Raw genomic sequence first — 12,876 nt, forward strand, 5'->3', positions numbered from 1 at the left:
CTCAGTTGACTTCCTTGTTGTAGCGCTCGGAGAAGCCGCGCTGGGCGCGCGCCATGTGGCCGTAGTCCACGGTGCCGGCGCGGGCGTATTCCGCATCGGGCAGGAAGCGCTGGCGCGCCTCTTCGCTCATGGCCCCGGCGCGCACCGGCCGCAGGTAGGCATTGGCCCAGATCGCCTGGCCTTCGTCGGAGAGCACGAAGTCCAGCACCTGGCGGCCCTGCTCGGGGCGCGGCGCGCCGGCGACCAGGCTCATGACGTAGGGCACCGAGATCGTGCCTTCGGCCGGGATCACGAATTCGACGTTGGCCTGGTCCTTGTAGCGCGCGCGGTAGGCGTTGAAGTCGTAGTCCACCAGGATCGGGATCTCGCCCGAGAGCACGCGCGCATAGGCGGTCTGCTTGGGCACGATGGGCTGGTTCTTCTTCATCTCGGAAAACCACTTGATGGCCGGTCCGAAGTCGTCCAGCGTGCCGCCCAGGGCGCGGTTCAGCGCCACGGCGCCGACGTAGCCGACGAAGGCCGAGGCCGGGTCCAGGTAGCCGACCATGCCGCGGTACTCGGGCTTTTGCAGGTCCGCCCACGAGCGCGGCACGGGCTTGCCGCGCAGCGCATCGACGTTGACCATGAAGCCCAGGGTGCCCGAATGGATGGCGAACCACTTGCCTTCGGGATCCTTCAGGCCCTCGGGGATCTCGTCCCACAGCCTGGGCTGGTAGGCCGTCACCAGCCCGTCCTGCGCGGCCTGGATGCCGAAGCTCACGCCGTAGTAGACGACGTCGGCCACGGGGTTGGCCTTCTCGGCGGCCAGCGAGGCCAGCGACTGGCCCGAGTTCTTGTTGTCGGCCGGCACGGTGATGCCGGTCTTTTCCTTGATGGCGCGCAGCTGCGTGCCCCAGTCGGCCCATTCGGGCGGGCAGTTGTAGCAGATGGCGGTCTGCGCCTGGACGGCGCTGGCGCCCAGGCCCAGGGCCAGCAGCCCGGCGCGTAGCAGGCGGGAGAGTCCAAGGTTCATGATCGGGATTTCCTGTTGGAGGTGGGGGCGGGACGGACGGCGGCCACGGTGCCGCCGGTGAGAATGCCGTGAGGCAGCAGGTCGGTGGCGGCCGGCGCGCGGCCCGCGATCTGGGCCAGCAGGTTGGCGCAGGCGGCCCGGCCGATGTCTTCGTTGGGCTGGCGCACCGTGGTCAGCGGCGGGTGCATCAGCGCGCCGAAGGCCATGCCGTCGAAGCCGCAGACCGAGATGTCGCGCGGCACGCCGTAGCCCAGCGTGCGCAGCGCCGAGATCACCGCGGTGGCCAGCAGGTCGTTCGAGCAGAACAGCGCCGTGGGCGCCGGCTGCGCCTGCAGCAGCGCCTGCAGGCGCTCGGCGTCGGCGGCGGTATGGCTGGGCAGCGGCCAGTGCGCCACCGGCTCCAGGCCCAGCCGCCGCGCCTGGGCGCGGGCGCCGTCCAGGCGCCGGCGGGCGCGGTCCGAGGCCGTCAGCGGGCCGGTGAGCAGCGCGATGCGCCGGTGGCCCAGGCCGGCCAGGTGGCTTACCATGTCGCTGGCGGCCCGGCGGTTGGCCACCGAGGCGTAGGGATGCGCCGACGATTCGTTGTAGGCCAGCACGTAGGGCATGCCGGCCGACTGCAGGTTCCTGGGCAGCGCGCTGCGCGCGGCGTCGGCCACCGTCAGGATCACGCCTTCGACCTGGTGGTCGATCAGGTTCTGCAGCGCGGCCGATTCGCGGTCCGGATCGTAGCCGGTGGCCGTCAGCATCACGCTGTAGCCGGCCGCCCGCGCGCACTGCTCGGCGCCTTCGAAGCATTCGGCGAACACCGGATTGGCCAGCGTGGGCAGCATCACGCCCAGCGTGCGGGTGCTGCCCGAGCGCAGGCTGCGCCCCACGCGGCTGGGCCGAAAGCCGTGGCGCTGGGCGATCTCGGTGATGCGCGCCAGCGTTTGCGGCTTGAGCAGTCCCGGCTGGTTGAAGGCGCGCGAGACCGTGGCCGGCGAGACGCCCGCCGCTTCGGCGATTTCGATGATGGAAGGTCGGGAGGCAGGGCGCACGGCGGCATCCGAAGTCTGCAAACGTTTTCATTCTGCGCATGCCGCATGACATGGTTATTGCAGCTTGGATGTATCGTGTAGCGTCAGGCATACGCCGGTTTCCCGTTCGAAAGAGGTCCGCATGAGCGCCATACCCGCCACCCTGCCCGCCGCGCACCGCGGCCCGCCGCCTGCCCCCGCGCAGCCGGGCGACGACCTGGCGCAGGTCGACACGCCCGCCCTGCTGCTGGACCTGGACGTGATGGAGGCCAACCTGCGCGGCGTGCATGCCCGCATCCAGGCGGCGGGCCTGCGCATCCGCGCGCACGGCAAGGCGCACAAGTGCCCGCCGCTGGCGCTGCGCCAGATCGATGCCGGCGCCCAGGGCATCTGCTGCCAGAAGGTGGGCGAGGCCGAGGTGTTCGCGTCGTGGGGCGTGCAGGACATCCTGGTGACCAACCAGGTGGTGGGGCCGGCCAAGGCCGAGCGGGCCGCCCGGCTGGCCGGCCAGGTGCGCCTGGCCGTGTGCCTGGACGACGCTGCGCAGGTCGCCGTGCTGGCGCAGGCGGCGCGCCGCCACGGCACGCAGCTGGGCGTGCTGGTCGAGCTCGACGTGGGGCAGGGGCGCTGCGGCGTGGCCGATCCGGCCGCCGTGGTGGCGCTGGCCCAGGCCATCGAAGCCCAGGCGCCGGCGCTGGCGTTTCGGGGGCTGCAGGCCTATCGCGGTTCGGCCCAGCACCTGCGCGAGCCGCAGGCGCGCCGCCAGGCGGTGGAGCAGGCTTGCGCGCAGGTGCGTACGATCGTGCAAGCCCTGGCGGCGCGGGGCTTGTCCTGCGAGCTGGTCACCGGCGGCGGCACCGGCTCTTACCTGTACGAACTGGAGTCGGGGCTGTACAACGAGGTGCAGCCCGGCTCGTATGTGCTGATGGACACCGACTACGGCGCCAACCAGCCCGATCCGCAGGCGCCTGCGCTGGGCCATGCCCTGTCGGCGTGGTGCACCGTCATCAGCGCGCAGGGCGAGCGCGCGGTGCTCGACGGCGGGCTCAAGGCCTTTGCCGTGGATGCCGGGCTGCCGCGCGTGCTGGCGCCGGGCTGGAAGGTGTCCTCGCTATCGGACGAGCACACCGTCATCGTCAAGGACGGCGGGGCGCGGCCCCTGGCGGTGGGCGAGCGGGTACGGCTGCTGCCCAGCCATTGCGACCCCACCGTCAACCTGCACGACTGGCTGGTCGCCGTGCGCGGCGAACGGGTCGAGCACGTATGGCCGGTGGCTGCCCGCGGCGCCCTGTTCTGACGCCGCGGCCCGCGCCCTGGGCGCGCTAGGCTTCCTGCATCTGCGCGGCGACCTGCACACCGGCATTGAGATGCCGGTTCACCGCGCTGAGCACCGCGTGGAACGAGGCCGTGACGATGTCCCGATGCACGCCCACGCCAAAGCCCGTGCCCGATTCGCCCAGCCGCAGCTCGACGTAGCAGGCCGCGCGCGTGTCCGTGCCCGAGCCGATGGCGTGCTCGTGATAGTCCATGATGCGCACCGGGATGCCCAAGGCATCCACGAAGGCCGAGATCGCCCCGTCGCCCTCGCCATGCACCACGCGGCGCACGCCGTCGTATTCCAGCTCGGCCTCGATGCGGAAGTGATGGCCCTCGGCCGCGCCGGGATCGCCGTCGATGCGGTGGCGCACCATCTTCCAGGGCGTCTGCTGGTCCAGGTATTCGCGCTTGAAGATGCCGTAGACGTCCTGGGCCGTGACCTCGCGGCCCGTCTCGTCGGTCACGCGCTGGATCGCGCGGCTGAACTCGATCTGCAGGCGGCGCGGCAGGGCCAGCCCGTGTTCCTGCTCCAGCAGGTAGGACACGCCGCCCTTGCCGGACTGGCTGTTGACGCGGATCACCGCATCGTAGCTGCGGCCCAGGTCGGCCGGGTCGATGGGCAGGTAGGGCACTTCCCACGGCGCATCGGGCTGCTGCTGGGCAAAGCCCTTCTTGATGGCGTCCTGGTGCGAACCCGAGAAGGCCGTGAACACCAGGTCGCCGGCGTAGGGGTGGCGCGGATGCACCGGCAGCTGGTTGCAGTATTCGGCGCAGCGGCGCACCTCGTCGATGTCCGAGAAATCCAGGCCCGGGTGCACGCCTTGCGTGTACAGGTTCAGGGCCAGCGTGACCAGGTCGACGTTGCCGGTGCGCTCGCCGCTGCCGAACAGGCAGCCCTCGATGCGGTCGGCGCCGGCCATCACGGCGAACTCGGCGGCCGCCACGGCGGTGCCCCGGTCGTTGTGCGGATGCACGCTCAGGATGATGCTGTCGCGGCGTTCCAGGTTGCGGTGCATCCATTCGATCTGGTCGGCGTACAGATTGGGCGTGGTCGCCTCGATGGTGGCCGGCAGGTTCAGGATCATCTTGCGCTCGGGCGTGGCGTCCCATTCGCGCGCCACGGCGTCGGACACCTCCAGCGCGAAATCGGGCTCGGTGGTGCTGAACACCTCGGGCGAGTATTGGTAGCGCCAATGGGTGCCGGGATGCTTGGCCATGTACTGCTTGACCAGCCGGGTGCCGGTGACGGCGATGTTCTTGATCTGCTCGCGGTCCATGTTGAACACGACCTTGCGAAAGGCCGGGGCGACCGCGTTGTACAGGTGGATGACGGCCTGGCGCGCGCCGGCCGCCGCCTCGACGGTGCGCGCGATCAGGTCCTCGCGCGACTGGGTCAGGACGATGATGGTGACGTCCTCGGGGATGCGCTTTTCGTCGATCAGGCACCGCACGAAATCGAAGTCGGTTTGCGAGGCCGAGGGAAAGCCCACCTCGATCTCCTTGAAGCCGATCTTGACCAGCTGTTCGAAAAAGCGCAGCTTGCGTTCCACGCTCATGGGCTCGATCAGCGACTGGTTGCCGTCGCGCAGGTCGGTGCTCATCCAGATGGGCGGCGCGGTAATGCGCCGGCTGGGCCAGGTGCGCTCGGCGTAGTCCTGGGCGAAGGGAACGAAGGGCTGGTATTTCTTGGCGGGATTGGCAAGCATCATGCACCTCTGTAAGGCAGGGGGGCGGCCGTCGGAATGGGTGTCACGGCCGTCCCGGGGTCGTGTCGTGCCGCCGCGCGGGCGGTGCCGGCAAAGGCCGGCGAAAAATAAAGGGGGACGGATTTAACCGTGTGGCGACAGGCTGCCGAACTTGCCACGGAGCGCTAGGCTCGGCAACCGATCGGTAGGCCTAGGGCTAGGAGGGCTTGCGAAGCGGCGGACGCGATGGGGCCTGCCAGGGCGGCTTGCCCGGCATGTGCGAACAGAGAAGAGTTCTGTTGGACGGCCATAGTGCGTAAGTCAACCACATTTGCGGCGGATGCGCAAATGGAAGTTGCCGGACTCAGGTTGCCGGACCTGGCTTGCCGGACTTAGCGGATGTCCGCGTCCGGCAGGCGGGGCTCGGCGCGCTGGCCGGCCGGCGCGCCGGTGCGCGGCGCCGCGCCGAAGCCGGGCTCGGCCCGGCCAGCCGGGGCCGGCGGCGGCTGCGTGGGGTCGAGCGCCGGCTCGCGCAGGGCGGGTTCGGCAACGGGCCCCTGCGCCTGCTCGGCGCGCGGCGCGGCCGCGGATTGGCCCGCCGCCAGCGCGGCTTCCTGTTCGCGCGAAAGATAAAGCTTGCCCACGCGGCCGTGGCGCAGCTCGGCCAGCGTGGTGTGCAGGTCGCCCACGGTGAGGGGCTCTTCGTGGTCGCGCCAGACCCAGTGCACGACCTTCAGGCTGTCGGGCGACAGGCGCGCGGCCAGCTCGCGCAGCGTGGCCGGCTCGACCGGCGTGGCCCGGCCGGCGGCCAGGCTGGCGGCGTACCAGCTGCGCAAGGCGAAGAAGGCGATCAGGGTGATGATCGCGACGACTGCCCACCACAGATAGGGATTGATGCGGTTGAGCAGGTCGACGGCCTGCTGGCCGAACACCGCCAGCGAGTCGTAGCGCACGCCGGCGCCGAAGGACAGCACCGCGCGGCAGACGAATAGCCACAAAAGCACGGCAATGGCGATTACTATGGCACGCCGGATGAGCCGCGGCATCGCCATGCCGAGCAGTTGCCGGGCGATCAGTTTGCTGTCCTCGTCGAGGCGGGCGGGCGGGTTCGGCTTGATCATGCAAAATATTGTCTCATGACGCGTGCTTCCTTAGAACTTCGGCAAAGCCAGCACCTTGCGCTGACTCCCCAGCTGCAGCAATCGATCCGCTTGCTGCAGCTGTCGTCGCTGGAGCTGGAGGCCGAAATCGCGCAGGCGCTCAGCGAGAATCCGCTGCTCGAGCGCGAAGGAGAGGACGATCCCGGCGGCCCGCTGGGCACCGAGCCCGGCCAATCCGACAGCCCGGACACGCAAGCCCAGGCCGAGCCGTCCGACGCCGATGCCGCCTACGAGCGCGAGGTCTCGTTCGAGCAAGGCATGCGGGGCGCGGGCGGGCAGGGCGATGACGACGAGCCGCTCTTTCCCGAGGCGGCCCGCGCCCAGACGCTGCGCGAGCACCTGGTCGAGCAGTTGCAGACCACGCGGGCGAGCCAGCGCGACATGCTGCTGACCGAACTGCTTATCGACGAGCTGGACGAAAACGGTTTCCTGGCCTCGACGCTCGAAGAGATCCTGGGCTGGCTGCCGCCGGAGCTCGAAGTCGAGCTGGAGGAATTGCAGGCCGCGCTGGCCTTGCTGCGCTCTTTCGATCCGCCGGGCATCGGCGCCTTCGACGTGCAGCAATGCCTGGGACTGCAGCTGCGCGATCCGGATGTGTCGCGCCTGCCCGAGGCGGCCGACCGCCAGGTGCTGGCCGTGGCGCGCGAGCTGTGCGCCCATCACCTATCCCTGCTGGCCTCGGGCAGCCCGGCCAGGCTGCGCGAGGCGCTGCGCTGCAGCGACGAGACGCTGCGCGCCGCGCGCGCGCTGATCCTGCGCCTGGACCCGCGCCCGGGCCGGGCCTGGACCGTGGCCGCCGCCGACTACGCGGTGCCCGATGTCATCGCGCACCGCGCCCGCCACGGCTGGCGGGCCGTGCTCAACACCGCCGTCATGCCGCGCCTGCGCATCAATGCCATGTACGCGCAGGTGCTGGGCAATGCCCGCAGCGGCAGCGGCAATCCGGCGCTGCAAAGCCAGCTGCAGCAGGCGCGCTGGCTGGTGCGCAACGTCGAGCAGCGCTACGACACCATCCTGCGGGTTTCGCAGGCCATCGTCGAGCGGCAGTCGGACTTTTTCTCGCAGGGCCCCGGCGCCATGCGCCCGCTGATCCTCAAGGACATCGCCGGCGAACTGGGGCTGCACGAGTCCACGATCTCGCGCGCCACCACGCAGAAGTTCATGCTGACCCCGTTCGGCACCATGGAACTCAAGCGTTTTTTCGGCGCGGGCGTGGCCACCGAGACCGGCGGCGCGGCCTCGGCCACGGCCGTGCAGGCGCAGATCCGGCAGATGGTGGCCGAGGAGCCGGCCGGCAATCCGCTCTCGGACAGCCAGATCATGCAGATGCTCTCGGACCGGGGCATCGTCATCGCGCGGCGCACCGTGGCCAAGTACCGCGAGGCCTTGCGCATCGCGCCGGCGGCGGTGCGCAAGGCCCAGGCCTCGCTGCGCTAGCATCAGCCGGAATCCAAGGCTCAGACCTGCACAACGGTGTCGCTGTACAACGCCACGAGAGGGTCATGCGTAAGTAGCCTCAAGGGTTCCGTCAGCGCTTGTGCGACCAGCAGGCGGTCGAACGGGTCTTTATGGTGTGGAGGAAGATTTTCCACTTCGAAGGCGTGCTCGGGCTCGATGGCAAGGATCCGATAACCCGCTTCCCGGAAATACGCCAGCGCCTCCTTGCCTGAAATGGGCATGTCGCCACGTCCGAGGCTGAACTTGATGCTGATTTCCCAGATGCTGGCGGTACTGACGTAAATCGTGTTGACCGGCGACAGGATGATGTCGCGTGCGCGCGCTGTCAGCAAAGGGCTGTCTTGCACGGCCCAGAGCGCGATAGGCGTATCCAGCAACACATTCACGTGGGCTTCCGCTCCCCGTAGAACAGCGCGGCGATTTCTTCGTTGTGCGTGTCGATGGACGCTGGCAGGACGAACTTGCCCTTGGCGACCCCGATCCGCTGTGCGACAGGCGGCTGCGGTGCCAGCGGAACGAGCCGCGCCGCTGGCCGGCCGCCGCGCGCGATGATGATTTCTGACTCACGACCGGACTCTACATCGTCCACCAAGCGTGACAACGAGGATTTCGCTTCCAACATGTTGATGTATGTCATGGCAAATCTCCCGATAGGAGGGGTTGGTCTAGTCTGGCTAACCATCCAAATCAAGCTGCGCCATGACCTTCTGAACCGGGAATGTGGGAGGCCCCCACAACTCCCGCTTGCATCGAAGCGGGATATTTTCGATAATTATTCTCATGTACGTTTGTATCTGCAACGCCGTGACCGAGCGCCAGATCCACGCCAGCGTGGAGCAAGGCGCCACCTCCCTGGCGGACCTCCAATTCGAGCTGGGCGTGGCCACGTGCTGCGGCTGCTGCGCCGACACGGCCGAGCAATATCTGCCCGGCGGCGCGGCCTGCGCCTCGCAGCCCGGCTGCCCGGGGCTGTGCGAAGCCGCGCACGTCGAACCCTACCAGGCCGAGGCCGGCGCCTCGGCGGCCAACGGCTATCCCGTCGTCACGCTGGTGCGTATCCGCCAGGCTGCCTAAGGCGCGTTGCTTTCCCGCAACGGCCCGGTGCGTGCCGCCAACCCCTGCTTGCGCGCGCGCAAGGCGCCCTTGCCCGGCTTGCGGCAAGCCCGTGCGCCTGCTCCGATCGCGGCATCGTCCTGCCCGCGAGCATTGCGTGGCGCGATCCCCGCTGCGGCATGTTGCACACGCATACTCATTCTCATTCTTCAGTCCGTTCACGCTCGCAGTAGCAAGCGTTTTTACGACTTTTCGCCCATGGGTAGGCACTGCCCGGGCGGGGTGTTAGTCTGCCTGCGTCATCAGGCAAGACACGCGCCCTTTTCCGGCCCCGGCACGGCGCCTGGCGCGTGATCTGCCCCGCATCAGGAGCTCCCCATGAAAGGCGACAAAACCGTCATCCAGTATCTGAACAAGCAGCTGACCAACGAGCTGACCGCCATCAACCAGTATTTCCTGCACGCGCGGATGCTCAACCACTGGGGCTTCAAGCGGCTGGGCAAGCACGAGTACGAGGAGTCCATCGGCGAGATGAAGCATGCCGACCGGCTGATCGAGCGCATCTTCATGCTGGACGGCCTGCCCAACCTGCAGGACCTGCACAAGCTGCTGATCGGCGAGAACGTGCCCGAGATCCTGTCCTGTGACCTGAAGGTCGAGCAGGGCGCGCAGGCGACCGTCAAGGAAGCCATCGCCTATTGCGAATCGGTGCGCGACTATGTCTCGCGCGAACTGTTCCAGGACATCCTGGACGACACCGAAGAGCACATCGACTACCTGGAGACCCAGCTCGGGCTGATCGACCAGGTCGGCCTGCAGAACTACCTGCAAAGCCAGATGGAGCCGGGCGAGAGCTGAGCGGCGCCGCAGCCTAGAACGAACGCTTGGGGCAGCCTTCGACCCGGCCCCAGGCGTTGTTGGGCGCGCAATAGCGGTTGCGCGCGTTCCAGGCGCAGGTGGGACGCTCGAAGAAGCCGGCCTGGCTGCACTTGGCCATCTCGGCCTGGAAGGCCTGCTGCCAGCCCGGCTGGGTGGCGGCCGCCGCGGGATTCTGCCCACCCTGCCCGGGCAGCGACGGATCGGCGTAGGTCAGCGGCGGCTGGCCGGAAAGCGGCGGGGCATGGCTGCCTTCGCCCGGACGCGCCACGTCCACCGTGACCACGTCCTGCGGCCCCTGCAGGCGGCCGGCGGCCGCCTGGGCCAGCTCGCGCGCCTGGGCCGCGCCCATGCGGTTGCGCGAGATCAGGACGTTGGGGTCCTTGACGGTCTCGAACAGCGAGACGGTGGAGATCTCCCATTCGGTGCGCGCCGGCTGCTCGGGCACGCCCAGCGTGCCGTCCACGCGCGGCTGCGGCGGCTGGCGCATGAAGGGCCTGCCGTTGGCATCGAGCACCACTTCGTCGGGATCGGGATCGTCTTCGCCTGGCGCGGGCACGGCCACCGGCGCGCGCTGCACCAGCCAATCGCCCAGCTGCATGCCAGCCAGCGCGGAAGCGCCCAGCGCGAGCACGAGGGTGAGAAAGAGCAGACGCCAGGACATGATTTTGTTACTCGCTCCAGGTTTCGCGTGTCAGGTTTTGGCGCCGAACACGTGGCCGCCATGTTCGCGCATGGCGTGAAACCGTACTTCCGGGTACAGGTCTTCGGCCACGCGCAGCTGGGCCGAAGACGTGACCAGGAAGGCCGGAGCCTCGACCACATCATAGGCGATATGGGCCGCGTTGGCATCCATGAACTTGCGCAGCGCCTTGGGGTCCTCGGCGGTGATCCAGCGGGCCATCGTGTAGCGCGAGGGCAGCAGCCTGGCCTCGACCCCGTATTCGGTCTTGAGCCGGTGGGCCACCACCTCGAACTGCAGCTGGCCCACCGCGCCCAGCAGCTGCGTGCCGCCGGCGGCGACCGGCCGGAAGACCTGGATGGCGCCCTCTTCGCCCAATTGGGTCAGACCGGTGCGCAGCTGTTTGGTTCGCAGCGGGTCCTTGACCTCGACCTGCTGGAACAGCTCGGGCGCAAAGAACGGCAGGCCGGTAAAGCGCAGGGTCTCGCCCTCGGTCAGCACGTCGCCCAGCTGCAGCACGCCGTGGTTGGGGATGCCGATCACGTCGCCCGCATACGCCTCGTCCAGCAGTTCGCGCCGCTGCGACAGGAAGGACACCACGTTGTTGGGCCGCATTTCCTTGCCGGTGCGGCAGACCTTCAGCCGCATGCCGCGTTCGAAGCGGCCCGAGCTCACGCGCACGAAGGCGACCCGGTCGCGGTGGGCCGGGTCCATGTTGGCCTGAACCTTGAACACCACGCCGGTAAAGCGCGGCTCCTCGGGCAGCACCTGGCGTTCGAGCGCCTGGCGCGGGCCGGGGGCGGGGGCGTGCTCGACCAGCGCGTCCAGCACCTCCTGCACGCCGAAGTTGTTGATGGCCGAGCCGAAGAACACCGGTGTCTGGCGCCCGGCCAGGAAGGCCTGCTGGTCGAAGGCCGGCGCGGCTTCCTGGATCAGCTCGATCTCGCCCGCGGCCTTCTGGAAGGCGTCGCCAAAGCGCCGGGCGATCTCGGGATTCTCCAGGCCCTCGATGATTTCGTCGTCTTCGCCGCGGCGTTCCTGGCCGGCGCGAAACACCCGCATGCGCCCGCGCGCGATGTCGAACACGCCGCCGAACTGCCGCCCCATGCCCACCGGCCACGAGAACGGCACGGCATCCATGCCCAGGTGCGCCTCGATCTCCGAGAGCAGGTCCAGCGGCTCGCGCACCTCGCGGTCCAGCTTGTTGATGAAGGTGATGATGGGCGTGTTGCGCGCGCGGCAGACCTGCAGCAGGCGGATGGTCTGCGGCTCCACGCCGTTGGCCGCGTCGATCACCATCAGGGCGGCATCCACCGCCGTCAGCACGCGGTAGGTGTCTTCCGAGAAGTCCTGGTGGCCCGGCGTATCGAGCAGGTTGATCACGCAGTCGCGGTATTCCATCTGCATGACCGAGGAGGCCACCGAGATGCCGCGCTGCTTTTCGATCTCCATCCAGTCCGAGGAGGCATGGCGCGAGGCCTTGCGCGCCTTGACGCTGCCGGCGATCTGGATGGCGCCGGCAAACAGCAGCAGCTTCTCGGTGAGGGTGGTCTTGCCCGCGTCGGGGTGGGAGATGATGGCGAAGGTGCGTCGCCGTGTGACTTCTTGGGATATGTTCATGGCCGGGGGATTTTACCGCCTGGCCCGCGCGGGCCCTGGCGCGGTGCGCGCCTTCAGGCGCTGCGCTTGAACGTCGCCAGGAATGCGCCGGCCGCGACGAACAGCGAGCCGAAGCCGCGGTTCATCCAGCGGATATGGACCGGGTTGCGCAGCAGGCGCAGCACCTTGGCGGCCAGCACCGTGTAGACCGCCATGGCGACCAGGTCGGTGAAGGCCAGCGTGCCGGCGATGATGAAGTACTGCGGCGTGACCGGGTTGGCGGGGTTGATGAACTGCGGCACCACGGCCAGCAGGAACACCGTGCCCTTGGGATTGCTGATGTTGATGAGAAAGCCGCGCGTGACCAGTTCGCGCACCGTGGCCTGCGGCGGCTGCCCGGCATCGATGTCGGTGACCGGCGCCGCATCCGAGCGGAACTGCTTGACGCCCAGGTAGACGAGATAGGCCACGCCCAGCCACTTGACCGTGGCGAAGGCCAGCTCGGACGTGGCCAGCAGCGCGCCCAGTCCGATGGCCACGATGGCCACCTGCGCCATGATGCCGGCGATCAGGCCCACGGTGTTCCAGTAGCCGCGCGCAAAGCCGTAGCGCAGGCCGCAGGACATGGCCGAGATGGCGCCCGCGCCGGGCGAGAAGGAAATGGCCCAGGATGCGGCGAAGAACGCCAGCCAGGTGCTCAAGCTCATGATGGACTCTGCGCTAAACGTAGGGACTGCCGCGATGGACGGGCCTGGCGGCGGGCGTGCTGCCGACGGGCCCGCCCCAAGGCAAGGCGGCTCTTGGGAGCCGGGCCAAGCCCAAGGCGCGGCGCGGGGTCCCTATTTTGACAGCAAAGCGGGGCGGCGGGCAGGTGCCGGGCGCGGCGCGCCGGCCGGCTGGGGGCGGCGTTCCGGATGGGCGTGGCGCGGCGCATCGCCGGCGGGCCGGGCAGGGCGGTCGCCGCCGCTGCGCGCGCCTTGCGCCGCACGGCCTGCGCCGGCCGGCGCGCCCGAACGGA

The 12,876-nt window shown here is 69.1% G+C and carries 13 protein-coding genes; 4 read left to right on the top strand and 9 right to left on the bottom strand.

The window, feature by feature from the left end:
• Position 1: 1 nt before the first annotated feature.
• Both V8Z80_RS10725 and V8Z80_RS10730 read right to left on the bottom strand, forming a co-directional pair.
• Positions 2–1,012, bottom strand: coding sequence for an ABC transporter substrate-binding protein (locus tag V8Z80_RS10725; protein ID WP_155196441.1), 1,011 nt, complete (start codon positions 1,010–1,012; stop codon positions 2–4).
• Entirely contained in the window at positions 1,009–2,070 is a 1,062-nt protein-coding gene (locus V8Z80_RS10730) for a substrate-binding domain-containing protein (RefSeq protein WP_155196440.1), read from the bottom strand. The genes V8Z80_RS10725 and V8Z80_RS10730 overlap by 4 nt, the downstream gene beginning before the upstream one ends.
• Positions 2,071–2,170: 100 nt before the next feature.
• On the opposite strand from V8Z80_RS10730, the gene V8Z80_RS10735 reads away from it, so the two are divergent.
• Entirely contained in the window at positions 2,171–3,325 is a 1,155-nt protein-coding gene (locus V8Z80_RS10735; protein ID WP_336062004.1) for a DSD1 family PLP-dependent enzyme, read from the top strand.
• 25 nt (positions 3,326–3,350) lie between these two features.
• Here the strand turns inward: V8Z80_RS10735 and leuA are convergent, their stop codons facing one another.
• Positions 3,351–5,054, bottom strand: coding sequence for a 2-isopropylmalate synthase (gene leuA / locus V8Z80_RS10740; protein WP_336062005.1), 1,704 nt, complete (start codon positions 5,052–5,054; stop codon positions 3,351–3,353).
• Between the two features lie 368 nt (positions 5,055–5,422).
• Positions 5,423–6,151, bottom strand: a complete 729-nt coding sequence (locus V8Z80_RS10745) for a hypothetical protein (protein ID WP_336062006.1) — start codon at positions 6,149–6,151, stop codon at positions 5,423–5,425.
• 15 nt (positions 6,152–6,166) lie between these two features.
• Between V8Z80_RS10745 and rpoN the strand changes: the two genes are divergently transcribed.
• Positions 6,167–7,627, top strand: a complete 1,461-nt coding sequence (rpoN, locus tag V8Z80_RS10750) for an RNA polymerase factor sigma-54 (RefSeq protein ID WP_155196436.1) — start codon at positions 6,167–6,169, stop codon at positions 7,625–7,627.
• A gap of 20 nt (positions 7,628–7,647) precedes the next feature.
• Here rpoN and V8Z80_RS10755 read toward each other — a convergent pair whose 3' ends face one another.
• Together V8Z80_RS10755 and V8Z80_RS10760 are read right to left on the bottom strand one after the other, a co-directional pair.
• On the bottom strand, positions 7,648–8,034 hold the full coding sequence (locus tag V8Z80_RS10755) for a type II toxin-antitoxin system VapC family toxin (protein ID WP_336062007.1): 387 nt from the start codon (positions 8,032–8,034) through the stop codon (positions 7,648–7,650).
• Positions 8,031–8,285 (bottom strand): type II toxin-antitoxin system Phd/YefM family antitoxin, encoded by a 255-nt coding sequence (locus tag V8Z80_RS10760; protein WP_155196435.1) that lies wholly within the window; start codon positions 8,283–8,285, stop codon positions 8,031–8,033. Before V8Z80_RS10760 ends, V8Z80_RS10755 begins: the two co-directional genes overlap by 4 nt.
• A gap of 143 nt (positions 8,286–8,428) precedes the next feature.
• Here V8Z80_RS10760 and V8Z80_RS10765 point away from each other — a divergent pair, with 143 nt between their 5' ends.
• Both V8Z80_RS10765 and bfr read left to right on the top strand, forming a co-directional pair.
• The gene (locus tag V8Z80_RS10765; protein ID WP_155196434.1) at positions 8,429–8,722 is read left to right on the top strand and encodes a (2Fe-2S)-binding protein; all 294 of its coding nucleotides are present in this window, start codon (positions 8,429–8,431) and stop codon (positions 8,720–8,722) included.
• A 357-nt stretch (positions 8,723–9,079) separates the two neighbouring features.
• Entirely contained in the window at positions 9,080–9,559 is a 480-nt protein-coding gene (bfr, locus tag V8Z80_RS10770; protein ID WP_155196433.1) for a bacterioferritin, read from the top strand.
• Between the two features lie 13 nt (positions 9,560–9,572).
• On the opposite strand, the gene V8Z80_RS10775 is transcribed toward bfr, so the two are convergent.
• The 3 genes from V8Z80_RS10775 to V8Z80_RS10785 are packed head-to-tail and all read right to left on the bottom strand — an operon-like array spanning position 9,573 to position 12,565.
• Positions 9,573–10,241, bottom strand: a complete 669-nt coding sequence (locus V8Z80_RS10775) for a hypothetical protein (RefSeq protein ID WP_336062008.1) — start codon at positions 10,239–10,241, stop codon at positions 9,573–9,575.
• 30 nt (positions 10,242–10,271) lie between these two features.
• Positions 10,272–11,879: a peptide chain release factor 3 gene (locus tag V8Z80_RS10780; RefSeq protein ID WP_336062009.1), complete on the bottom strand. Its 1,608-nt coding sequence runs from the start codon at positions 11,877–11,879 to the stop codon at positions 10,272–10,274.
• A gap of 53 nt (positions 11,880–11,932) precedes the next feature.
• Positions 11,933–12,565 (bottom strand): LysE family transporter, encoded by a 633-nt coding sequence (locus V8Z80_RS10785; RefSeq protein WP_336062010.1) that lies wholly within the window; start codon positions 12,563–12,565, stop codon positions 11,933–11,935.
• Positions 12,566–12,876 lie beyond the last annotated feature (311 nt).

The sequence above is a fragment of the Orrella sp. JC864 genome, from assembly GCF_037026685.1.
Lineage (GTDB): Bacteria > Pseudomonadota > Gammaproteobacteria > Burkholderiales > Burkholderiaceae_B > Orrella.